General features: G+C 43.2%; 14 protein-coding genes. 8 read left to right on the top strand and 6 right to left on the bottom strand.

The features are described 5' to 3' along the window. Positions 1–30: 30 nt before the first annotated feature. A complete protein-coding gene (hemH, locus tag P4S60_RS20925; protein ID WP_337117452.1) occupies positions 31–1,053 on the bottom strand; it encodes a ferrochelatase in 1,023 nt (340 codons plus the stop codon). 78 nt (positions 1,054–1,131) lie between these two features. Continuing rightward, on the bottom strand, positions 1,132–2,439 hold the full coding sequence (locus P4S60_RS20920) for an HD domain-containing phosphohydrolase (RefSeq protein WP_337117451.1): 1,308 nt from the start codon (positions 2,437–2,439) through the stop codon (positions 1,132–1,134). A gap of 80 nt (positions 2,440–2,519) precedes the next feature. Here P4S60_RS20920 and P4S60_RS20915 point away from each other — a divergent pair, with 80 nt between their 5' ends. The 3 genes from P4S60_RS20915 to P4S60_RS20905 all read left to right on the top strand — a co-directional run bounded on the left by P4S60_RS20915 (position 2,520) and on the right by P4S60_RS20905 (position 7,087). Next, complete coding sequence (locus P4S60_RS20915) at positions 2,520–3,494, top strand: sensor histidine kinase (protein ID WP_337117450.1); 975 nt, start codon at positions 2,520–2,522, stop codon at positions 3,492–3,494. 82 nt (positions 3,495–3,576) lie between these two features. Beyond that, positions 3,577–4,227, top strand: a complete 651-nt coding sequence (locus P4S60_RS20910; RefSeq protein ID WP_337117449.1) for a UPF0149 family protein — start codon at positions 3,577–3,579, stop codon at positions 4,225–4,227. A gap of 316 nt (positions 4,228–4,543) precedes the next feature. Continuing rightward, positions 4,544–7,087, top strand: a complete 2,544-nt coding sequence (locus P4S60_RS20905) for a TonB-dependent receptor plug domain-containing protein (RefSeq protein ID WP_337117448.1) — start codon at positions 4,544–4,546, stop codon at positions 7,085–7,087. A 227-nt stretch (positions 7,088–7,314) separates the two neighbouring features. On the opposite strand, the gene P4S60_RS20900 is transcribed toward P4S60_RS20905, so the two are convergent. After that, positions 7,315–7,635 carry a hypothetical protein gene (locus P4S60_RS20900; protein ID WP_337117447.1) on the bottom strand — a complete coding sequence of 107 codons (321 nt, stop codon included), beginning with the start codon at positions 7,633–7,635 and terminating at the stop codon, positions 7,315–7,317. A gap of 172 nt (positions 7,636–7,807) precedes the next feature. Further along, the gene (locus tag P4S60_RS20895) at positions 7,808–9,679 is read right to left on the bottom strand and encodes a monovalent cation:proton antiporter-2 (CPA2) family protein (RefSeq protein WP_337117446.1); all 1,872 of its coding nucleotides are present in this window, start codon (positions 9,677–9,679) and stop codon (positions 7,808–7,810) included. Positions 9,680–9,912: 233 nt separating this feature from the next. Between P4S60_RS20895 and arfA the strand changes: the two genes are divergently transcribed. From arfA to P4S60_RS20870, 5 genes are all read left to right on the top strand, one after another. After that, the gene (arfA, locus tag P4S60_RS20890) at positions 9,913–10,104 is read left to right on the top strand and encodes a ribosome alternative rescue factor ArfA (RefSeq protein ID WP_337117445.1); all 192 of its coding nucleotides are present in this window, start codon (positions 9,913–9,915) and stop codon (positions 10,102–10,104) included. 464 nt (positions 10,105–10,568) lie between these two features. Beyond that, positions 10,569–13,733: a glycosyl hydrolase family 18 protein gene (locus tag P4S60_RS20885; protein ID WP_337117444.1), complete on the top strand. Its 3,165-nt coding sequence runs from the start codon at positions 10,569–10,571 to the stop codon at positions 13,731–13,733. Between the two features lie 52 nt (positions 13,734–13,785). Then, positions 13,786–15,393 carry a lytic polysaccharide monooxygenase gene (locus tag P4S60_RS20880; RefSeq protein WP_337117443.1) on the top strand — a complete coding sequence of 536 codons (1,608 nt, stop codon included), beginning with the start codon at positions 13,786–13,788 and terminating at the stop codon, positions 15,391–15,393. 65 nt (positions 15,394–15,458) lie between these two features. Beyond that, on the top strand, positions 15,459–18,092 hold the full coding sequence (locus P4S60_RS20875) for a glycosyl hydrolase family 18 protein (protein WP_337117442.1): 2,634 nt from the start codon (positions 15,459–15,461) through the stop codon (positions 18,090–18,092). Positions 18,093–18,482: 390 nt separating this feature from the next. After that, complete coding sequence (locus P4S60_RS20870; protein ID WP_337117441.1) at positions 18,483–19,238, top strand: substrate-binding periplasmic protein; 756 nt, start codon at positions 18,483–18,485, stop codon at positions 19,236–19,238. 18 nt (positions 19,239–19,256) lie between these two features. Here the strand turns inward: P4S60_RS20870 and P4S60_RS20865 are convergent, their stop codons facing one another. Both P4S60_RS20865 and P4S60_RS20860 read right to left on the bottom strand, forming a co-directional pair. Then, on the bottom strand, positions 19,257–20,762 hold the full coding sequence (locus P4S60_RS20865) for a DUF2235 domain-containing protein (protein ID WP_337117440.1): 1,506 nt from the start codon (positions 20,760–20,762) through the stop codon (positions 19,257–19,259). Positions 20,763–20,889: 127 nt separating this feature from the next. Continuing rightward, positions 20,890–24,411: an ATP-binding protein gene (locus P4S60_RS20860; RefSeq protein ID WP_337117439.1), complete on the bottom strand. Its 3,522-nt coding sequence runs from the start codon at positions 24,409–24,411 to the stop codon at positions 20,890–20,892. Positions 24,412–24,424: the final 13 nt, after the last annotated feature.

Here is a 24,424-nt window from a genome sequence, read left to right as displayed (position 1 = left end):
GCTACTGTATATAATAACTAGGGCCTTTCGTTATTTAAGTAGTGGTTTTATCACTTCAAACATCGCATTGATATGGTCATCGCGGGTATTCAATGCAGGAATGTAGCGGTACTTTTCACCGCCAGCATGTTCAAAGTTTTCGCGGTTTTCGCCTTCGAGTTCTTCTAACGTTTCTAAACAGTCGGCACTAAATGCAGGGCTTAAAATTGCAACGTCTTTAATGCCTTCAGCAGGGTAGCTTTCAAGGGTTGCGTCTGTGTATGGCTTCAACCATTCAGCTTTACCAAAACGGCTTTGGAAAGTTGTTACGGCAAAGTCTTTCTCAAAGCCAAGTTTCTCTGCCACTAAACGAGTGGTTTGCATACAAAAACAATAGTATGGGTCGCCGTTTTCTAAAAATAGTTTAGGTGTACCATGGTACGAAAACACCAACTTTTGTGGCATGCCATGGGCATTTAGATCTTCGCTAATGCTAGCAGCTAGGGCATCAATGTAAGTCGGGTTATCGTGATAGCCATTAATAAAGTGCAGCTCAGGCACCCAGCGCCACTTACGAAGAACATTCGATACAGCATCAAACGTTGAACCAATCGTGGTGCTTGAATATTGCGGGTACATTGGCAGCACAATCACGCGAGTGATGCCTTTTTCGCGCAGTGCTTCAAGGCCTGCTTCAATTGAAGGGTTTCCGTAGCGCATGGCCATAACCACTTCAGTGTCATGGTGTCCTTTGTCTTTTAAAAGGGCTGCCAATTTTTTGCTTTGCTCTCGGGTAATATGCGTAAGTGGAGAGCCGTTTTCAGTCCAGATGCTTTTATAAAGTGCCGCTGAGCGTTTTGGGCGTAACGTAAGTACAAAGCAATAAAGGATGATCATCCAAATAATACGTGGGATCTCGACAATTCGAGGGTCTGATAAAAACTCGCGTAAATAAGTTCTAAGTGCCGCGGTAGTAGGGGCGTCTGGGCTCCCTAAGTTAGTCAGTAAAATGCCCGTTTTTTTGTTGAATCGGCCGTCATGCGGCTTATCGGTAATGGCGGAAAATCGCGACACTGAGTGCTCCTGTATGAAGTAATCGTAATATAAATCACATTGTAACGAAGTAAGCTGATTATGTGATCACTTTATTCGCTAATTTTTGATCATGATCCTGAAAGGATTCGGTTTTCTTGCTTCAAGTTGCTGCAGTTTTGCAATTGATTTTGCGCCAAATACATGTCCTTTAGGTAATAACAAGATACCGTCGTAGCTTCTTAGTGCATGTCCAAGTACCATGCCGTTTTTAAGATCTTGAGCCGAGATAATTTTCATGGTGCCGACTTTTTGATCGCTAGCACAGCTTATTTTAATGCTATCTAATACTTCTAAAATTTTTGGGTGATAGTGAGTGCCGCTGTATAGCCGTAGCTGATCAAGCGCGCTTTCGTAACGGCTGTTATCTTGCACTGTGATGTGCGCAATTGCCTGCCAGAAATCGCGGGCCACCGCTAAAATCATCGCCGTAATTGGTATTTCTTTGCCCTTTAAGCCCTTCGGCGTGCCTGAGCCATTGTAGTGTTCAAATTGGTAATAAATAGCCTCAGAGACATCATGTAAATGGGTCGCTGGCATGAGCATCAGCTGAGCGGTACTTGGGTGGGTGTAAAAAATCTTTTTTTGATTTTCTGTGAGTTCCCTGGTTGGTTTTTTATACAGCTCAGGCTCCATGGCGAGCAAGCCAATTTGTGCAAGGTAACCTGCCATTTCAGCCATATCGATATGTTGTTTATCTAAGCCAAGTTGTTCTGCAATTTGCTTGCTGGTAGCGGCGATGTTTTGCGCTTGCATACCATCCAGATAAGGGTTGGCATTAATAAAGTTATATAAAATTTCGAACGTGGCACGGTGTTCGTGTTTTTCACGTTCGTTGACTTCTTCGAGTTGTTTGAGCACTTTTCGAATTTGTAGAGTGCGCTTTTCTACCATTTGCTCAAGGTTGTTGTTTAGCTCTTTTAACTGGCTGTTTTGCGCTTTTATTTTTTGCTCTAACTGCTTGTTTTGGCGCTTTAATGAGGTTTTTTCTATGCCATCACTAATGTTGCGCAGCAGCAACTCGTTCTGCCAAGGCTTTTGAATATAAGCATGAATTTTACCTTTATTGACCGCAGCAATGGTGTTGTCGATATCTGAGTAACCGGTTAGCAAAATTCGGTGTGGTTCTGGGTCAATATTAAGTGCTTGCGCAAAGAACTCGGCGCCATCCATGTTTGGCATTCGCATGTCGCAAATGATCACATCGAAACTATAAGTGGCCAAAACTTTTAGCCCTTCGAGTGGATCTGAGCAGGCTTTTGCCGTGATGTTGCTTGCTGCTAATAAGCGTAACAATGTGCGCAGCACGATTTCGTCATCATCGATGCATAAAACCTGAATATGTTGTTTGCTAACTTGTTCTGCCATACCGTTTTAGAGTGAATCATCGTTAATCAATAACATAGCCTTAAATCAAGCCTTGTGCTAGGTTTTAAAAGAGACAAACAATGTTTGAGACGAAAATGGATGACTTTAAGCAAGCCTATTTGTTAGAAAAAGCGGCCAGAGAAGAAGCAGAACAATTGCTCGCTGATAAAAGCCGTATTCTAGTGGCATTAAACAGTGAGCTTGAACAAAAAATTGCTGACTTAGAGCATCATCAAGCTATGTTCATTCAAGCAGAAAAAATGGCCACGTTAGGCACACTTTGCGCTGGGGTTGCCCATGAAATAAATAACCCGCTTGCTTATAGCATCAGTAATGTGGATTGCTTAAAAACCTACTGTAATTATTTTAGCGAGTTACTTGCTGTATGTGATGAATTTGCCTGTAGTGATACCGATAAGGCTACGTTTTGCAGGCAGTTAACAGAGCTTAATAAAGTGCACTCGTTTCGCTTTGTGGCTGATGATTTACCTGAATTAATAAGCGACACGTCGCAAGGGCTACAAAGGATCAGCAAAATTGTGGCTAATTTACTGGATTTTTCGCGGCCGAAAAGTCACGACAAGCAATTTGCCGATATGACCGAGGCGGTAAAAAGTGCCGTTAAACTACTTGCCAATCAACTTCGTAATTGCCATTTACATACCCAATACAGCCCGATATCACAAAGTTGGTGTAACTTACCCGCCATAAGCCAAGTAATCGTTAATATCTTAATTAATGCCAAACAAGCTTGTGATAATTTAAGCGCGAAAGCTGAGATATCCGTTGCTGTGTATGAGCTTGAACAGCATATTTATATCGATGTTGAAGACAATGGCGCAGGTATGTCAGAAGAAACCATTGCAAAAATATACGATCCCTTTTACACCACTAAACCCGTTGGAGAAGGTACCGGTATGGGCATGACCATGGTGTATGCCATAGTGCATGAACATCAAGGTCGGATTGATATTCAAAGTACAGAAGGAATGGGCACACGAATTAGCTGCGTGTTCCCGGTACAAAGTCAGGTCAGAAAAACTGTAACTAGCTGACAGCATTTCAGTTGTTGCAAAAATTTGTGAATTCGCTAGTGTAGGAATACACCCTTACCAAAACAACATGTAAAGGCTCAATATGCTTAACCAACAAAGTTCGGATGTATTTAAAAATTACCTCGCTAGTCAAAGCGAAACTAATCAAGTTAGTTTAGATCAAGTGATTGGCTATATGTCTGGTTTGTTAGCCTGCTCAGAGTTTTTTGGGGAATCAGAATTAGCAAACTATATTGCCGATAATGATGAAGCGGTATTCAACACCTTAATGACAGATTCAGAGCCGCGCGATGCAATGATTGAGCTGCTCGACAACGTAACCGAAGCACAAGTTGAACAAAAGAAAATCTTAGCCGAATTATACCCAAATGAAGTAAACAGCAATGAGCCAAGCCAAGCATTGCAAGACTTTTGTAGCGGCTACATTGCGGCGTATATCGTGAACCAAGATATTTGGCACAGCGATTTACAATTTTTACTGCAAGCTGATGATCAGCAAGAAAACGAAAGCGAAGATGGTCAGTTGTTTATTGATAATTTTGAAGCAACACTCGATTTACTAACCACGTTTGCGATGTGGGATCAGGCGCTGGCAAATCACCCTGAACCAGAAAAACTAGGCGAAGGGTTTGTCACCTTCTTTAATGCGCTAGACGAGAGCTTATCTGAAATTGCCACCATGGCGTTAATGCTTGAAGACGAAAAACTGGCGATGCTTGAGCAAGATCAGTAAACATTTCCCTCCTCAGTAGAGATAAGCTGATAGTTGCATTATTTTGCTTATTTCTACTGAAAAACGAATAATTCCAACCTTAAAAATTCCATTAATACTATAAATGGAAATATTTATACCTAAGTCGTACCTGATTTTTCTTTCATTTTGTGGATTTGTTGATAGGATGTTTTGCAAGAGTTAATTCGCAGGCTTGAGTTAACTTTCAAAAATCGTGATTTCTAAAATCAACAACACGTGCTTAGTGCTTTTCTTAATTTCTCCAAAAGGGGCGTCTTTTTGTTTTAAGGAAAGCCGGAATATCAACAGGATACACATGACAACACATTCTTTAAGTATGCTGGCCGTTGCGGTTAGTGTGGCTGTTTCTGCGACTTCAGTGCAGGCAGCAGAGCAAGCATCTGCTGTAAAAGCAGATAAAAACATCGAACAAATCTCTGTATTAGGCTCACGAGTTGCCAATCGTACGGCTACCGAATCAACATCGCCGGTTGATTTGATTGATGCTGACGACTTAAACAAAGGTGGTTTCACTGAACTGGGCCAAAGTCTGCAAGCGACGGCTCCTTCATTTAACTTTTCTCGTACGCAAGTGTCAGATGGCTCTGACTTATTTAGACCTGCGACTCTTCGTGGTTTACAGCCAGACCAAACATTAGTGCTTATCAATGGTAAACGCCGTCATAACCAATCTATTTTTGGCTTAAATGGTACTGTTGGTGCTGGTGCTGCAGGTACCGATATGAACGCGATTCCGCTTACCGCTTTAAAAGGCGTTGAAGTACTTCGTGATGGCGCTGCTGCGCAATATGGTTCTGATGCGATAGCCGGTGTTATCAACTTATCGTTAAACGATTCAACGGGTGTTACAACGGGCTATGTGCAAGCAGGTAGCACAGGTGAAGGCGATGGTGACACTATTTCAATGGGTTTAAACCGTGGCTTTGATTTGGGTGATGAAGGCGGCTTCATTAACTTTTCTTTAGAATACCGTGATGCTGATGGTACCAATCGCGCACAACGTGATACTGGAGGCTCAGTTGATGTACCAGCCGGTACGCTCTCTGACGAAGTTCGTTGGGGACAGGGTAATGCTGATAGCGAATTTACCTCTGTGTTCTATAACATGGCGTTACCATTTGGTGAGACCGAACTTTACTCATTTGGCGGATACTCAAACCGTACTGCGCTTGGTAATGGTTTTTACCGTAACTTTGACCAAGCAGCGAAGAACGTGGTGCAAGTATATGGCGATGGCTTTTTACCGCGTATCGATAACGAAGCCGAAGATATTTCGTTTTCACTTGGTTTTCGCGGAGAGTTAAATCCAGATTGGAGCTATGATGTATCGGCCGTATATGGTGAAAACAGCTATGATTTCACGTCAAAAAACACCCTAAACGCCTCGTATGCTGCTGAATATGTAGCGAATAACCCAGATGCAAGTGATGCTGATATTGCTGCTAATGCGGGCCCTTCAGGCGGATACTCAGGTGGCTTTAGATTTGATCAAACAACCGTTAATGCAGACCTTAATGGTATTGTTGATATTGGTCGCGACGAGCCTTTATATGTATCTGTGGGTGCTGAATACCGTAAAGAAAATTATGAAATCGTGCCGGGCGAAGAAGCCTCTTATGCATGTGGTTTAGCTAATTCAGATACCTCATACCCTGCGGTAAACGACAGCAGCGTATTCGCTGAGTGTGGTTTCCAAGCTTATAACGGTTTACGCCCTGAAGCGTCAAACAAAGAGAGCCGCCACAGCTACGCATTTTATGTTAATGCCGAAACACTGATCACCGACGCATGGCAAGTAAGCACCGCGCTTCGATATGAAGATTTCTCTGATGCCGGTGATGACATCATTGGTAAGTTAGCAACCCGTTATGAAATTACCGATGACTTTGCTGTTCGTGGTGCTATTTCTTCTGGCTTTAGAGCGCCATCTCTACAACAAAGTGCGTATACCGCTTACACCACAAATTTAGGTGCTGGTGGCGTATTACTGCAATCATTCACAGCAACAGCCGGCTCTGATTTCCCATCAGCACTTGGCGTTGATAGCCTTGGCCTTGAAAGCTCAGAAAATTTAAGTGCAGGTTTTGTTTACAACGTAACCAGCGATTTATCGCTAACTGTTGATTTTTATCATGTTGCAATTAAAGACAGAATTACCCTTGGCAGCTTAATGTCGGCGGACGATGTGGCATTTAGTGCCGAGGCCGTGGCTGCGCTTAATGCAACAGGAGCACAGCAAGCTAACTACTTCTCAAACTCAGTTGATTCAACCACGAAAGGGGTTGATATTATTGCTTCGTACCGCACTGATTTGTACGACGGTAATTTCTCAGCAACCTTTGCGGGTAACATTAACGAAACTGAAATTGATGATGTAAATGCACCTGAGGGGATTCCTGAGTCAATCGCCCTTGATGATTTACAGCGTAGTTTCTTAACAGACGGTCAACCAGGTGAGCGTGCTACGCTAACGTTTGAATACGATCGTGGCGATTTCAATAGCATGCTTCGCTTTAACTACTATGGTGAAACAGACGTTAAGTACTTTGGTAATGACCACATTGGCTTGCCTGATGAGTTATCACCTACCGGTGAGTTTAAAGACACAAGCACGGTAGAGTCTGCGGTATTAGTGGATGTTAACGTGGGCTATCAGCTAACCGATGAACTCATGCTATCGGCGGGTATTGATAATATCTTTGATGTTACGCCAGACGAGCTAGGCGAAGATGAAGCGCTTGATTTTATTACGAATAAAGCATTCAAATACCCTGTTCGTGCGCTACCTTATGGTTTTGATGGTATGACCTACTACGCAAAACTAAGTTTTAGTTTTTAATTCCTAAGTTGATATGAAACTTAAATAGCGCCTAACGGCGCTATTTTTTTGCTTAATTGTAGTATCCGACATTTGTCGCTTTATCAATGACAGTTGTCTTTAATGAGAGAGTTGCAAGCGGAAAGCTTGCGAGAGTAAAGGGGAAAGTTTGCGAGTTTCGAGACACGAGTTTGTAGCAGTGATTTTATATCGCGTTTTATTTCGCTTTTTTGAGTTTTCATATGCATTTAAACACCCCAAAATCTGTTCAGTAGAATGCTTCCAAATAACAAAATCCAACCTGCAACTATAATTGTGTAGTAGACAGTCGAATTAATTATTGGCTCTAAAGTGAAGTGTGGTGAAAATATTTTTTTTACCGGTTTAAAGAATAGCTTTGGGTTTAAGCTACCCGCTAAAATTATAAGTGAAATTGCTAGACAACTAATGAACTCTAACCAGTCTAGGCCTTGTAATATAATCGAATAAACACCGACAGTTAAATTAATAATTGCTGCCAATCCGAACAAAATAGATAGCAGCTTTTCCTTTTTGTTAAGCGTTTCCATACTGTAATACTCCTTATTACATTATTTAATACCTTTATATTTCGGTAAGTTACGAGAGTTAAGGGGAAAGTTAGCGAGTTTCGAGGTGCGAGAAACGAGTTTGTAGCAGCGATTTTATATCGCGTTTATTCTCACACCTAGCTCCTAGTCCCTAGCACCTAACCCCTCGAACCTAGTCCCTTTTAACTCGCTCGCATATCTCGCGCATTTGTTGTTTTATTTCGGGTTCTTTTTCATCGAATAATTTGGTGATACGTTCGATATAGGCATGGTTTTCTTCGAATGGCACGCCGATTTCGTAGACATCGGCAGCTTCTCGTAGCATTTCTTTATCAAACTCACTGAAAATATCGACCATCTCTTGGGCTTTTTCTCGCTCAATACCAAGTGCTTCAAAGGCTGAGCGGCCCATACGCATGGTGCTGTCGTAAGTTTCGCGAATAATATCTCGACATCCGTAGGCCCATAAATCGTATACATGATGGCGGTCTACAGCGCGGGCAACCACATGTAAATGCGGGTAATTTTGCATCGCATAACGAACTAATTTGGTGATTTGTTCGGCATCATCAAGCGCAACAACCAGCAGTTTTGCATCTTCAATGCCTGCAGCACCGAGTAGATCTGGTCGAGTGGCATCACCAAAAAAGTTACGAATACCAACACGCTCAAGGGCCTCAAGTTGTTTGTAGTTGTAATCAATTACGGTGGTTTTATAGCCGCCAGCTTGTAAAATACGGTCAACAAGCCCACCCATTCTGCCTGAGCCTGCGATGATCACATGGCTATCATCAGGAAACTCTTCTTCATCTCGTTTGGCTTGCTCACAAATAAAGCGTGGTGCTATCACACGTTGATAGAGAATAAATAGCCCCGGCGAAAGCAGCATTGATAAGGTCACAACCAGTAATAGTTGGTCGGCAACGGCAGCGGCTAAAACATTATTAGACACGCTGTAAGCAAGTAGTACAAAACCAAACTCACCAGCTTGTGCAAGCCCCAGCGCTAGCAACCAGAGTGAGGCGCCTCTAAGGCCAAAAATACGACCTAAAATTAATAACACAACCGTTTTAGTTACAATCAGTGCGCCGGTTAATAGCACGATGGTAGCAAGGTTATCTGCAAGTAATTGAAAGTTGATACTCGCGCCAACGGTGATAAAGAATAATCCTAGTAATAGTCCTTTGAAGGGATCGATATTACTTTCGAGCTCATGTTTATAAGGTGAATTTGCAAGCACAACACCCGCTAAAAAGGTGCCAAGCGCGGGTGATAAGCCAACTAATGACATCATTAGAGCGATGCCAATCACGAAGAATAAAGCAGTTGCGGTGAAGAGCTCACGAAGCCGTGCTTGTGCGACAAATCTAAAAATGGGGGCGGTTAAGTAGTTACCGCCAAAAACGACGAGCGCAATCATACCTAAAGTAACCAGCGCTGCTTGCCAGCTCTCAAGGTTTGCTACCAAACTCAAACCACCATGACCGTCTTCGCTTGCATGGGCTGTATCTGCAATGGCGGGTGCTAATTCAGGTAAAGCAAGCAAAGGAATAAACGCAAGCATAGGAATAACGGCTATATCTTGGGTGAGTAGTACGCTAAATGAGGCTTGGCCACCATCTGATTTTAATAGCCCGCGCTCTGAAAGCGTTTGCAGCACAATCGCGGTCGAAGAAAGCGATAAAATTAAGCCTATTGTAAGTGCTGTTTGCCAAGCATGACCGAATGCTAATCCAATGCCAGTAAAAGCGGCAGCTGATAAAACCACCTGTCCGCCACCAAGGCCAATAAGCTGTTTTCGCATTGACCAAAGCGCTTTGGGTTCAAGCTCTAAGCCAACAATAAACAGCATCATTACCACACCAAACTCAGCAAAATGCTGGATGGCAATTACATCAACATTTAAAAATGTCAGTGTTGGCCCAATAACAATACCTGCGAGTAAGTAGCCAAGCACTGAACCAAGTCCAAACTTGCTGGCAATAGGCACGGCGATAATGCCTGCAATGAGGAATATATAGGCGATTAAGAGAAAGTCAGTCATCGTAATCCTGTTTGTTTTTAATTAACTATGATTGTTTTCGCTAGTTTTGCCAGCAGTTAGGTAGTGAATGCAATCAAAATACGAATTTAGTCAGTAAAATGACAACAAGGCATGGTATTTAGTTAAAGTACTTAAGACAAAATAAGTGGGGAAATCATCGTTTTTTTCTTAAAAATCGCTTGCGTAGCGCTAGGCTAGGTATATACTCGCAACACGTTTAATAGGAGCAAAAAATGAGCAAAAAGAAACAACGCACACAAGGCCAAGTTGATACTGGTCGCGGTGTCATTAACGATAATGCGTACGCCGCAATGGTGACATCTAAGCTGTTCACAGCAAAAGTAGAGAAACCTAAAAAAGGTAAAGGTGCATATCAACGTAAGGCTAAACATGCAGGACGAGAGTCCTATTTAATCGCTGCTTAATTAAGTTGTGATCAAATAGGATTTTTGTGAAAAGCAAACACTGAGTGTTTGCTTTTTTTATGACTAAAATTCGTGTTAAGAATAATTTTCACTCAATTTTTATAGAAATTTTTACCTGAAAACTAATTTATTCGTTATATACCCATAATCGATACGACAATTATTATCGCCTACTCTCACACAAGTGCAGCTTGTTTTTTATACAAATCAGGAGTGCCGCGCTTTTCGTGGTTAAATTATTGTTAATTTTATGTTCATTTTCACTCGGTAGAATCATCCTCGTTTTTGCTTTTTGATAAAAATAATTAATTCTTTTTTAGTGGTTTTAACTGAACCTCGCATCAAAAAGTGTGTTTATTTTACCCTTTAAAGGTAAATGCAAGCTTGACGTAATAGCGCTTTGTGTTACTTTAAAGTTGGATTTGTAAAATAAATGTTATTAAAACTTTGGGCGGAGGGAGCGAATGAGCTCGCATAAATTAATAAAAAATGCCTTTAAACTGAGTGCGCTGTCACTAGGTTTATACGGCTTTACAGCACAGGCTGCGATTGATTGCAGCAACTTAGAAGTGTGGCAACAAGGGCAAACACATGTTGGTGGTGATCAGGTTCAGGCACAAGGTAGCGCTTATGAAGCTAAGTGGTGGACGCAAACCAACCCTGTGGAGACTTCTGGTGTCGATCAAGAGTGGCGTTTATTGGGTGTTTGTGACAGCGTTGTCAATGAAAATCAAGCGCCTCAAATTAGCAGCTTAACACCCGCAGAGGGTTCTTTATTTACTGCAAGTGACAGCGTTGTCATTAATGCGGTCGCTGCTGATCCTGATGGTAGCGTGGCAAGTGTAGAGTTTTTTGTTGATGGTACATCGCTGAGTGTAGTGACAAGCGCACCTTACTCAGCGAGCTGGCAAGCAACCCAAGGCAGCCATGTGATCAGTGCGGTCGCAACGGATGATTTAGGGCTAACCTCTACAGCGGTTGCACATTCAGTGAGTGTGTCTGATGACGTTGAGCCGGTTAACCAAGCGCCAGTGGCAAGCATTGAATTTAGCTCACTGCCATCACAAGTAACGGTGGGTGACAGTGTGTTGTTTGCGCTTTCTGGCACTGATAGCGATGGCCAAGTGACTGCGTTATCGCTAACTGAAAACAGCACTGAAGTTCATCAAGCAAGTGCTGCTTCTTCAAGTTATACGTGGCAGGCTCCAGCACTTGGGCAATTTTCATTTACCTTAACGGTGACCGATAACGAAGGCGCGACGGATACACAAAGCAAAGTTGTTAATGTTGTTGAAGCAACAGAACCTGGTAGCGATTGTAAACCACAAGGCTTATACCAAACACCGGGTGTGAATACCCCATACTGTAGCGTGTATGATACAAATGGCCGCGAGAAAATGGGCGCTGATCATCCACGCCGAGTTATAGGTTATTTTACGAGTTGGCGAAATGGTGCCAATGGTCAGCCAAGCTACTTAGTGAATGATATTCCTTGGGATAAGATCACCCATATTAACTATGCCTTTGCGCATGTTGATGGCAATAACAAGGTCTCGATTGGTGATCCAAATGCCGCTGGCAACCCAGCGACAAACATGACTTGGCCGGGCGTAACAGGCGCTGAAATGGATCCAAGCTTTAGTTACACAGGTCACTTTAACTTACTCAATAAATTCAAAAAACAACACCCAGATGTAAAAACTTTAATCTCTGTAGGTGGCTGGGCTGAAACCGGTGGTTATTTTGGTGAAGACGGTACTCGCGTAAACAGCGGTGGTTTCTACACGATGACAACCAATGCCGATGGCTCAGTGAACCAAGCGGGGATTGATGCTTTTGCGAAAAGTGCCGTTGAATTTATTGAAACCTACGGTTTTGATGGTGTCGATATTGATTACGAATACCCATCATCAATGAATGACTCGGGCCACCCTGATGATTTTCCTATCTCTAATGCACGCCGAGCAGGTCTTAATGCCTCGTATCGTGTATTGATGCAAAAACTACGTGAAGAACTTGATATTGCAGGTGAAAAGGCTGGAAAGCATTACTTGCTAACGATTGCTTCGCCATCTTCGGGTTACTTATTACGTGGTATGGAAACATTCCAAAGCGTGAAGTATCTCGATTACGTTAACATTATGTCTTATGACTTACATGGTGCATGGAATTCACATGTAGGGCACAACGCAGCCTTGTTTGATACCGGTCTTGATTCTGAATTAGCGCAATGGGGCGTTTATACCACCGCTGAGTTTGAAGGAATTGGCTACTTAAATACGGATTGGGCTGTGCGTTACTTCCGCGGCGCGGTCTCTGCAGGTCGAATCAATATTGGTATTCCATATTACACCCGTGGCTTTAAAGATGTGTCGGGTGGTACTAATGGTTTATGGGGCCAAGCGGCGCTGCCAGATCAATCAAAATGTGCTAAAGGGACCGGCGTTGGTGAGAAAAACCAATGCGGTAATGGTGCACTGGGCATAGATAACCTATGGCACGATAAGAACGATGTTGGTGAAGAAATGCCAGCAGGTTCGAACCCACTATGGCATGCGAAAAATCTCGAAAATGGTATTAACCCTTCTTACCTCGAAATCTATGGCCTAACGCCAGAAACCGATGCAGACGATGTATTAACCGGCACTTATACACGTTTTTACGATGATGTTGCGGTTGCTCCATGGCTTTGGAATGCAGAGAAAAAGGTTTTCTTATCAATTGAAGATGAGCAATCAATGGCAACCAAAGTTGATTATGTTATCAACAATGGCCTTGGTGGCATCATGTTCTGGGAGCTTGCCGGTGACTATGATTATGACTCAGCGAAAGGTGAGTACTTCATGGGCTCAAGCTTAACCACACTTGCTTACGATAAATTTAACCAAAGTGGTGTTGCTTACAACACTCATCAAGGCAATGTTGATTTCACCCTGCCAAGCGAAGCGGTTGACGTAAGCTTTACAGTGAAAGACTTCCCAATTGGTGATGATAACTACCCAATTTCACCTACATTCGCATTCACTAATAACTCAGATATCGACTTAAGCGGCGCGAAAATCAGCTTTGATGTGCCCGTTTCTACCTCTGCAATTTTCAAATCGAATTGGAATGCACAAGAGAAACTCGGCATGGCTGTAGAAGCGAATGGCTCTAATGCGGCTGGCGATAATATCGGTGGCTTTGAAAATGAGTTCCATCGTTTTTCAATCACCTTAGTGAATGAGTGGGGCGGTATCGAAAAGTCATTTAACACAGGTGAAACCGTTGAGGCACAAGTTATGTACTACATGCCAATTACGGGGCCAACTAACTTCACGATTGAGAAAAATGGCAAAACCTACGCCTTCAAATACGAATACCCAATGCTACCAGATGGCACTGCCGGCAGTGATGATACTGGCGGTGACACCGATGGTGATACGGGTGGCGAGGGAAGCTGTAATGGTGTTGATGTAGCAAGCATCCCTGTGTATCCAAATTGGCCGCAAACTGATTGGGCTGGTAATCCAAGTCATGCTGTTGGCGGCGACCTAATGAATCACAACAACGTGATTTACGAAGCAAAGTGGTGGACGAGCACAGAGCCAGGCACATCTGCTGACTGGACGGTGAGTTGCACGCTTTAACCAACTAAGCGGAGCAAGGACTTTGCTCCGCATTTCTACAGCGAGAACAACAATGAAAGTAATGAAATCAAAGGCATTGTCTTTATCGGCAGTGGCAACCAGCATGCTGCTTGCCTGTGCATCAAGCCATGTGAATGCCCACGGATTCTTAGAAAGCCCAAAGGCACGCCAAGCATTTTGTAATGCTGATGGCGGGTACTGGTGGCCTGCTGATGGCACGGGGATCCCTAACCTTGCTTGTCGCGCGCTGTTTGTTGAAGCAGGGCATGTGCAGTTTGTGCAAGATATTGAATACTCGGCTAATACGGTTAACTACACTGACATTGAAGCAGTAAAACAAAGTGTACCTGATGGCCGATTATGTGCCGCAGGTGACCCAGAAAAACGCGGTATGGATTTACCTTCAGCGCATTGGCAACGCAGTGAGGTTATTCCCAATGCAAATGGCGATATTTTAGTGCGCTTTTTAGCGAGTACGCCGCATAACCCGAGTTTTTGGCAGTTTTACTTAACAAAACCGGGCTTTGATAGTGCGACTCAAGTGCTTACTTGGGATGATCTAGAGCTTGTTGAAGAGTACGGCAATCTTGATTTTAGCATTGATGCTAACAACGACCGTTACTATGAAATGAGCGTGTCGATTCCACAAGGGCGCAGTGGCGATGCCATATTATATACGCGTTGGCAACGAGATGATGCCGGTGGCGAAGGCTTCTACAACTGTAGCGATATTAATATTGTCAGCGATGCGACCCCAACAGAGCCAAGCGATTGGACAGCAATCAGCTACTTTGTTCGTCAAGGGCAAGATGCTGAGGTTGGCGGTAGTGTGTCAGCTCGGTTATTTGATGAAAATGGCCAAGAGTTACTTACTCAACAAATGCAGATCACAGCTGATAATCAAGCTAATTGGCAGGCTGAATTTGCAGCGCTGTTAAACCTTAATTACGCGCACTTAGTTAATATTGGCGTGCAAAATAGCACTGGAGATATTGCCTTTGATGCGTCTGATTTATTGATTAATCAAGTCTTTACAACGAATGCAAACTACAGCTTTGCACTAAGCATACAAGCGGCTCCTGACAATACCGCGCCGATAATTCATCAACCAGATGACCTTCAAGTTGAAGAAGGGAGCAGCACCGCGATACACCTGCACGCCTTTGATGATCAGCAAAGCACCTTAACTTATAGCTGGGATGTACCGGCACCACTGAGCTTTACGGGTGGCGATGCCAACATCACGCTAAACGCCCCCGCTGTAGATGCTGATACAAGTTACACCGTAAGTGTATCGGTGTCAGATGACGAGCTCACAAGCCAAGTAAGTTTTACCGTGACTGTGCTTAATAGCACTGTTGTCGACCCTGATCCTGTTGATCCGAGCGTGCCTGCTTGGAATAGCGCAAGCCAATACAACACGGGCGATAAAGTGAATTTCAACGGTGGAATCTACAGCGCGAAATGGTGGAACCAAGGCGCACAACCAGACAGTAGTGATGCATGGCAGCTTGAATCTGGCAGTGCATCAATCGAGTGGAACAGCGGCAAAGCCTATCAAGGCGGCGACGAAGTAACCTATCAAGGACAGCGCTATCGAGCGCAGTGGTGGACCCAAGGAGATGTACCGGGTGCCAGCCAAGTATGGACAGAAATCTAAAGTTTTGTAGTTCAAACTTTATCAATAACAGCGTAACGCTATATAAAAACAGATAAGAGAGAATCATGAATATAAAACAATTAAGCGCAGCCATTGGTGTTGCACTCTTTGCAAGTGCAACGAATGCAGCACCATCAACACCGACCATTATTTGGGAACCACAAGAGTACTCATTTGTTGAGGTCGATCTTGAAGGCACAGGTTCATATAAGAGCTTGGTGAACCGCGTTGATGAAGTCACTATCAGCATTGAATGGAACGCATGGAGTGGTGATGGTGGCGACAGCTATAAAGTGTACTTCGATGATATGTTGGTTAATGAAGGCTCGCTGGCAGCAGGCACTAAAAGTGGTGTTATTAGCTTCCCGTATGATAAAGCAGGTCGTCACACATTATATGTAGAACTATGTGAAGGCGGTACCACTTGTGCTCGCAGTGAAGGTAAGCCAATTGTTATTGCCGATACAGATGGCGGTCACTTAGCGCCATTGCCGATGGATTATGATCCAAACAACCAAGATATTGGCACCAAAGACGGTCTTGTAACCGGTGCCTACTTTGTTGAGTGGGGTATTTATGGCCGTGACTATGATGTAACCAATATCCCAGCGCAAAACCTCAGTCATATTTTGTATGGGTTTATTCCAATTTGTGGACCTAATGACTCATTAACAGGCGGTCCTAAAAACGCGCTAAATACGGCGTGTGCAGGCTCGCAAGATTTTGAAGTGGTGATCCACGACCCATGGGCCGCGATTCAAAAAGCGCTACCAGGTGTTGATAGTAATGACCCAATTCGTGGTACGTATTCGCAGTTAATGGCGTTAAAGCAGCGCTATCCTGATCTGAAAATTTTACCATCAGTAGGTGGTTGGACTTTATCAGACCCATTTGCTTACTTTACCGATAAAGCAAACCGCGACACGTTTGTGGCATCAATGGAAGAGTTTTTAAGAACGTGGAAGTTCTACGACGGTGTGGATATTGACTGGGAGTTCCCAGGTGGTGATGGTGCTAATCCAAATCTAGGCGATCCAGTTGCTGATGGCCCAGCATACGTAGCGCTGATGCAAGAGCTGCGTGCGATGCTTGATAAACTCGAAGCAGAGACAGGTCGTGAGTATGAGTTAACATCAGCGATTGGTGCAGGTTATGACAAAATTGAAGATGTTGATTATCAAGCTGCTAGTCAGTATATGGATTATATCTTTGCCATGACTTATGACTTTTATGGTGCATGGAGTGGTGTGACGGGCCACCAAACAGCGCTTTATTGTTCATCGCATTTCCGCGTTGGTCAATGCGATGGCACAGGTGTTGATGAGGAAGGTGTTCCATATAAAGGCCCTGCTTACACAACCGACAATGCAGTTCAGTTATTGCTAGCGCAAAACGTACCATCGAAGAAAATCGTGGTAGGTACCGCTATGTATGGTCGTGGTTGGGAAGGCGTTTATCCAACAGGCACAAGTATTGATGGAAATCCAATGACAGCAACAGGGACCGGCCCACTTAAAGGCAGCACTGCGCAGGGCGTTTGGGAAGATGGTGTTATTGATTATAAAGGCATTAAAGCCAATATGATCGGTGCTTCAGGTACTGGAATTAATGGCTTTGAAGTGGGGTATGATCAGCAAGCAAAAGGTGCGTATGTATGGAATCGTTCAACAGGCAAGCTCATTACATATGACAGCCCTGCATCAGTTATTGCTAAAGGTAATTATGTCAATCAGCATAATTTAGGTGGCTTATTTGCATGGGAAATTGATGCTGATAATGGTGATATTCTTAATGCAATGCATGAGGGGTTGGGTGGTACAGTCACTGAGCCTAGCAATAGAGCGCCTGTACTATCTGTATCAACCACCGTATCTGTGAATGCGGGCGAAAGTGTATCTGTTAGTGCATCGGCAACTGATGCTGATAACGATCCACTAAGCTTTAGCTGGACAGCTGACAGCGCGTTAACAGTAACCGGCGAAAATTCAAATACCCTTGTTATTACTGCACCATCAGTGACTGCTGATACGCAATACACGGTTGCTGTGAGTGTGAGCGATGGTGAGGCAAGTGTAAGCCGTAACGTTACAGTGAATGTTGTAGCACCAACAACAGGTGAGAACCAAGCACCAGTGGTTGCGGCAATTGCAGATAAAACAGTGGCTGAAGAGGCGAGTGTGGCTGTAGCGGTTTCGGCATCTGATGCAGATGGCGATGCACTTTCATACAGCTGGACAGTACCAGCAGGCTTAACGTTAGTGGGTTCAGGTGCTGATGTGAGTTTACAAGCGGGCAGCGTTGATGCAGATATTAGTTATGTTGTATCGGTTTCGGTAAGCGATGGTCAAACAGCAACTGCAGTGAGCTTTAATGTCACCGTGACAGATTCTGGCACAACAACTCCGCCAGATGGTGAAACCACATGGGATGCAGCGGCTATCTATGTTGGTGGTGATACGGTGATTTATAACGGCGTAGAGTACACAGCTAAGTGGTGGACACAAGGTGAACGCCCTGATTTAGGCGGCCCATGGGAAGCAAGTTCACAACCAACCGACGGTAATGGTGATGTTGTGTGGCAAGCTGCGGGTATCTATAACGGTGGCGACCAAGTTACTTACCAAGGTAATAAATACGAAGCGAAATGGTGGACTCAAGGAGACGAGCCAGGTGTCGCGGATGTATGGAAAGCACTTTAAGTGTAATAACCACATTTAATGCCCATCATTAAAATGTGATTTCCCTTCAAAGCAGCCGTATGGCTGCTTTTTTTGTGGGGGAAAGTGAGAAAGAGTAAAGTTAGCGAGGGAAAGGGGAAAGAAGCTTTCAGCCTTCAGCGGTCAGACACGCGGAACAAGTTTCACGCCTACGGGGGAAAATATAGGCGCTGGGATTTAGGTTCTAGGACGCGATGTAAAATCGCTGCTACAGACTCACACCTCGTACCTCGAATCTCGTATCTCTTAACTTTACTCTTTCCCCTAGAGGCTCGCTAACTTTCCGTTTCTCATTTCACACATTGGTCTTTCAGGTATTATCAACCATACTTGAATAATATGATTTGTAAGTATTTAAACTAAGGTGGATTAATGGGGTTAAAAGCGCTGTTTTTACTTGTTGTTGCTGCTGTATTAAGTAACTCGGCTTTTAGCTGCGATAAAACCTTAAAAGTGGGGATTAGTCAGCAGTGGGCACCTTATACTTTTACGCAAAATGGTAAGCTCACCGGCATTGATATTGATGTGGTTAATTTAGTGCTAAAAGAGGCAGGGTTTTGCGCTAAATACGTTATTATGCCTTCATCTAAACGCGGCTTTGCAGAGCTTAAGCACGGTAAAATTGATTTACTACCCGCGGCAAGCTATAGCACAGAGCGTGACTCTTTTAGTTTCTTTTCAGAGCCTTACCGTAATGAAGTTATGCGCTTGTTTTGGTACCCGCATGGCCGCTTAGAGTCTTTAGACTTACAAGGGCTGCTTGAACACCAGCAAGTTATTTTAACTAACAGCGGTAGTTACTTTGGCTCTGATTTTACCCATTTGAAAGAAGACGCTAAATACAAAGATCAGCTTGTTACTGTGTCATCTTTGCGTCAGCGCCTCGCTATGCTAGTTGCTAGGCGGGTCGATTTTTTTGTTGATGATGAACTAGCTGGTTTATATTTAATTCAAAAAAATAATCAGCAGGGTATCGAGCTGCATCCGTATATTGTCAATAATGACAGCGTTTATTTTATGCTCAGTGAAACAACTCTTTTAGAAGAGGACAGAGCTGCTATTAACTCAGCAATTTTAAACAACCAGCAAGCGATAACTGAGATCATCGCTCGCTATGTGAAGCACTAAACTATTCTAAACACTAAATTATCCTAAACGAGTCACGCGCAGTTTAATACGCCCCGCATTCGCCCCATAAAAGCGGTTTAGGTCGTTGGCAAACGGGCAAAACTCACCTGATTTAGCAATACGAATATCAGCACCCTCAGCAATTTCAAACAAATGCTCGTCGTTGTTATCGATAGCGCCAATCAACGCAAACCATTGTGCGTGAGGTAAACGTCTAAACGGTTCAAGCACGGCCATCGGTATTTCTTTCACCCCAAGTTGGATATTATCACGGTGCCACCCAGCAGGGCCGCAACTAATGCCATCGTCATACCAAGTTTGCTCAGGATAAGGCGTAAATCGGTAAGTACCACCTTGTTCTAACATCAAGCCTGTGTGGTTGTATTTTTCGGCGCCATATACAAACACATCTTTACTTTCGTCTATGCTCAGCACCGTCATATTTTGTTTATCAAGCGCAATATGCGGGCTTAAGCCTTTAAAGCTTAGGCTAGTTTCGTCATTATAAAGTACGTCGTAGTGGAGGCTCTTTAACGACTCAGGGCGATAGCTTGTTAAACGATTAATACGCTCTGCGACTGTGTAGTGAATAGTTGGCGCGAGTGTGCTTTGTTCGTTATCAACCAATACACAGCATTCGCGGTCTACCAGTTTAAACAAAGGGTTAAACCAAAAATAGTTTTGCTGATGACTAAGAGCCAGCGGATCTGGGGTAACAGTTACATCATCTTGAGCAATGAGGTTACGGTGTTCTTCTGGGAGCAGAGTGTTGTAATTGATATCCGCACTGGTAAGTAAGTTTAATGCAAAGGTTTGTTCAATCAGCCACTCAATCGCATAGCGTAGGCAAATGTCGGCTAAACCATCACGATAATAGCCGCCTCCCACATCTGAATGAGCGCCCGCAAACCAGATCTCTTGTACATGTGGTGCACTATTAATAAGTGTGGGTTCAAATGCACGGCGTTTTTCATCAAGTGCGACGCAATGAAGGGCTGCTTTTATATTGCTTGCTAGCGTGTAGTTTTCAAAAATAACGTGCTCAGCACCGCGGGTTGCTTTAGTTACTTTCGAAAAGCCTATTGATGCAACAGTATCAAATACACATAAGTAAACATCATCACTGATAAGTGGCTCTAAACATTTGGCAAAGCGTCTTGCAAGAGCTGCTCCTCGGCTAAAACCAGTCAGTAGTATTTTATCACCCACATTGTAGTAGCTTTTAAAGTCGCTCATAGCACGATTTAAAATGCTGGCAACATCATCACCTCTTGGTGCAAGGGCTTGATTGAATAAACGTCGAAAGCGGCTACCTTGGGTGCCTATGCCTTGATAATAAAAGCTAAGTTGAGTAGGAAATGGTGTTTCGGGTTCGCTATTGAGTGCGCCGCCAAACAATAAATGAAGTTTAAGAATATTAGAAATACTGGCGTCTTCTTTGAAGTGTGCAGCGCTGAATTGTTCAGCATCACGAGGTTCGCTGCCTGTGCCATCAAAGTTGAAAATCAGCGTTTTAGCGGTCATAGCGTCATTCCTTTAGTGGTTTGTATAAACATACTCCCAGTTTATGAAAATTAGAAGACAAATATGCGGCGCTTTAATGAAAAATGGGCTTTGATTTTCAAAGCCCATTTATTTGCTCTTAATAAAATTAGCCGACCCTGGCTACGGTATGCTTTTGTAAAATTTCTAACAAAATCTCGTAGTCTTTTTCGATTTCGAGTAGCTTAAGTTGAATATCTTTTAGCGTATTGCCCTTACTTGCGGCCAGCACCTCTAGTTCAGTAAAGTGCAGGTGCAATTTGGCTGCGCCCACATCGCCACAGGTCCCTTTTAGGGCATGGCTAGTGGTTGCAATCCCATGGTAGTCTTTGTCTTTGATTGCTTGTGTTAGTAGCGTTATTTTTTTATGTGAGCTTTCTAAAAACATCTTACTCACTTTATTTAATAGCACTTCATTATTCATCAAACGACCAAGGGCTGCTTCACGGTTCCAATGCTGTTTTTCTTCATCGATTAATTCATCTTGTTGTAAAGCGGGCGATTGATTTACTTCGGGCACAGCAATCGTTTTTGGTACGGTATGATGTTTAGGGTACGTTGATGCAACCCATTTCGCCGTAGTGGTGATGAGCTTATCGGCACTGATTGGTTTTGTGATGTAGTCGTTCATACCTGCGTTTAAGCACTTTTTACGCTCGCCAAGCATGGCATTGGCTGTCATGGCAATAATTGGGATCTCGCTATGGTGCTCTCCACCAGCCCCTTTACGTATTTGTGCCGCTGCATCATAGCCATTTAAAATTGGCATTTGGCAATCCATCAAAACACAATTGAATGGGTCATCATCTGCTGCATTTGCTAATATTTCAATGGCTTGCTTACCATTTGATGCCATTTCAAAGCGCAGTGCCAAGTTCATTAATGTGCCTTTGGCAACTGCGGCATTAATATCGTTATCATCAACAATGAGCACTTTTGCGCCTGCAATATCAACATCAATGTGAATGTGCGAATCAGTCTCGCGACGCATTGGCATTGTATCTTGAGTTGGTTGCTCTTGGATGAGTCGTTCATCAGCCAGTTTGAGTAAAAACTCAGAGATAAGCACAGGTTTAGATAACCGCGTAAAGGCACAGTATTTAGCCTGTGGTGGTGGCTCAGTTGGGTTTATAAGCACCACTAACTTAAAGGGCAGATTATGCTCGTAAGTGTTTTCACTATAGCTATCAAGTTTTGCGAGTAACGGGTTGCCGGGCTCTAAAATCAGCGTATCAAAGGGCATGTTATCGTTAATTTCAAAGCTTTCTAGGTCAACATTCGTGAGCTGTCCACCGCAGTGAGAGATGAGTTTTGTTAGGCTTCGTTCAAGCTCAGGTTGTTTGACAGACACCGCAAATACATTGCCTTTTAAGCGGCTACTTGGTTGGCGTTTTTCTACATTTTGGCTGTCTAATTGAATGGTAAATGAGAAAGTACTGCCTTTACCTTCGGTTGATTCAAAGGATATGTGTCCATTCAGTAAACTAGCTAGTTGCTTACATATCGATAAACCAAGCCCTGTTCCCCCATATTGTGCGGCCACACTGTTATCGGCTTGGGTAAAAGCACTAAACAATTTATTTTGATTTTCAGGCGCAATACCAATGCCGGTATCTTGAATTGTGCAGCATAGCTCAACGCTATCATCGCTAAGTCGCTTACTCGCGGCGGTAAATTTTATAAAGCCCGTTTTAGTAAATTTGATCGCGTTATTTATTAAATTGGTAAGCACTTGTGAGTAGCGATGAGGATCAGTAACAATCGAGCTGTACTCAACATCGGCAATATCTAAAATAAATTCAAGGTTTTTCTCTTGGGCTTTAACAGCCATACTGCCACTTAAGCTCTCAAAAAACTTGATGGGGTTAAAGGCTTTTTGGTCTAAGTCGAGTTTGCCAGCCTCAATTTTTGATAAATCAAGAATGTCATTAATGAGTACATTTAAGCTATTAACGCTTACCTCGGTCATTTCTAAATAATGTTGCTGTTGGTTACTTAATGACTCTCGTTTAATTAAATTGAGTGTGCCGATAATGCCGTTTAAGGGAGTACGCATTTCATGGCTGATATTGGATATAAAAGCGCTCTTAACTTGGCTGGCTTTTTCTAGCTGGGCAGTTCTTTGTGCAACTTTAATTTCGAGTTCGTTATTTATTTGCTTAATTTTGTCGCTCGCTTGCTTTTCAACGGTCGTGTCGCGAATGAGGATGGCTGTGCCGTTGTGCTGATGATGATCATCAAAGATAGCTGAAAAAGCGAGTGCTAAATGGGTCGTTAGTTGATTGGTTAACTGATAGTCGACTTCAATTTCATGTTGTTTTCTATTGGTTTTAAGGGAGCTGCAGATTTCTTTGATATTAATATTTGAAAATAGATTCAACTTGTTTATATCTGCCCCTAATACTTGCTCCCTCTGAAAACCAAACAATTCAGTGGCCGCTTTATTCCAACTAGACACTAGACCAATATCACTGACCGCAATAATGGCATCTTTTGAACCGCTAATAATGGCTGAAGATACCGCTCTTGCCTCGGCAAGCTCGCGGTTACGCTTTAAATTTCGATGCAAAAATCCAAGCACAAACACTAAAAAAGCAGAAACACCCAGCAAAAAAACATAGGTGCTGATCCTTTGCTCGCGTTCCATCGCATTAATTTCTGAGCGAGGAAGCATAATGTGGGCATCTATAAACCCGGTTTCTAAATCCCCAGTAAATGGGATGCGTTTACTTAACGCTTCGTATTGTTGCTCGCTTGCAAGGTTAGAGCTAATGCTGAGTATATTTTCTAGATAGGCGGGTTCAGATTTATACACTGAGTCCCAACGTTTGTTTGGCGCTAAGTCGCGACTAAAGCGTAAGTCTTCATTTGGGTGTACTAAAAAGTAGCCTTCGCTGTCTGTTAGGATCAATGAGTTTGGTGCTTGTACCATCGCATTAAGAGATGCAAATAGGTGAGAGGTGTTAATGTTTGCAATAATCAGCCCATAGCGCTGCATATTTTCATCAAAAATGGGTAAGGCAATACGTAGCATAGGTTTATAAGGATAGTCGAGCTTTCCATATTCACGGTTGAGTGTTATTGCTGATAAATACATATCACCCTGTGGTAATTGCGAACTTTGCTGATAATAGTCACGGCCACTTTTATCTTGTAACTGATTATCGGCTTTTACAACTATGCCACCGGCAGCTCTGTCTACTCTGATCAGTTCTTGTCCTGCTTGTTGCGTACTGATGATACGTAATTGCTCGAACTCAGCGTTGGATTGTAAAAACGCGACAAATATCGTTTCTAAACGTTTTTTCCATTGCTTTGAGGTGGTGCTATCTAGTGGATCATTACCATTGTTCGCGACGGCTCTTGCAAGCCCTGCTATGGGTGGGGTGGAATATAAAAACTGTAAATCGTTTTTGTATTTGTTAATACTCTCATGTATCTGCACATCTACGGTAGCGCTTGATTCTCTCAGTCGTTCAGCAACACTGTTATTAATATTTTTATGAAGTTGTAGCTCGAAAAAGAAGATTGCTGAGCACATAATGGCGCCGATAAAAGCAATCGCTAATGGCACTAAAAAGCGTCCTTCAGAGGTTGTTGCTTTTTTCTGGTGTAATACTTCGTAATCCATGGTTTAGCCCTCC

It is taken from the genome of Pseudoalteromonas sp. Hal040, assembly GCF_037162425.1.
Classification (GTDB): domain Bacteria; phylum Pseudomonadota; class Gammaproteobacteria; order Enterobacterales; family Alteromonadaceae; genus Pseudoalteromonas; species Pseudoalteromonas gelatinilytica.
This window is presented reverse-complemented; position numbering and strand designations above follow the sequence as displayed.

Excerpts from the sequence above, each read along its gene's own strand:
- P4S60_RS20920 (WP_337117451.1), bottom strand. The coding sequence starts at position 2,439 with ATGGCAGAACAAGTTAGCAAACAACATATTCAGGTTTTATGCATCGAT.
- P4S60_RS20915 (WP_337117450.1), top strand. The coding sequence starts at position 2,520 with ATGTTTGAGACGAAAATGGATGACTTTAAGCAAGCCTATTTGTTAGAA.
- P4S60_RS20910 (WP_337117449.1), top strand. The coding sequence starts at position 3,577 with ATGCTTAACCAACAAAGTTCGGATGTATTTAAAAATTACCTCGCTAGT.
- P4S60_RS20905 (WP_337117448.1), top strand. The coding sequence starts at position 4,544 with ATGACAACACATTCTTTAAGTATGCTGGCCGTTGCGGTTAGTGTGGCT.
- P4S60_RS20900 (WP_337117447.1), bottom strand. The coding sequence starts at position 7,635 with ATGGAAACGCTTAACAAAAAGGAAAAGCTGCTATCTATTTTGTTCGGA.
- P4S60_RS20895 (WP_337117446.1), bottom strand. The coding sequence starts at position 9,679 with ATGACTGACTTTCTCTTAATCGCCTATATATTCCTCATTGCAGGCATT.
- arfA (WP_337117445.1), top strand. The coding sequence starts at position 9,913 with ATGAGCAAAAAGAAACAACGCACACAAGGCCAAGTTGATACTGGTCGC.
- P4S60_RS20885 (WP_337117444.1), top strand. The coding sequence starts at position 10,569 with ATGAGCTCGCATAAATTAATAAAAAATGCCTTTAAACTGAGTGCGCTG.
- P4S60_RS20880 (WP_337117443.1), top strand. The coding sequence starts at position 13,786 with ATGAAAGTAATGAAATCAAAGGCATTGTCTTTATCGGCAGTGGCAACC.
- P4S60_RS20875 (WP_337117442.1), top strand. The coding sequence starts at position 15,459 with ATGAATATAAAACAATTAAGCGCAGCCATTGGTGTTGCACTCTTTGCA.
- P4S60_RS20870 (WP_337117441.1), top strand. The coding sequence starts at position 18,483 with ATGGGGTTAAAAGCGCTGTTTTTACTTGTTGTTGCTGCTGTATTAAGT.
- P4S60_RS20865 (WP_337117440.1), bottom strand. The coding sequence starts at position 20,762 with ATGACCGCTAAAACGCTGATTTTCAACTTTGATGGCACAGGCAGCGAA.
- P4S60_RS20860 (WP_337117439.1), bottom strand. The coding sequence starts at position 24,411 with ATGGATTACGAAGTATTACACCAGAAAAAAGCAACAACCTCTGAAGGA.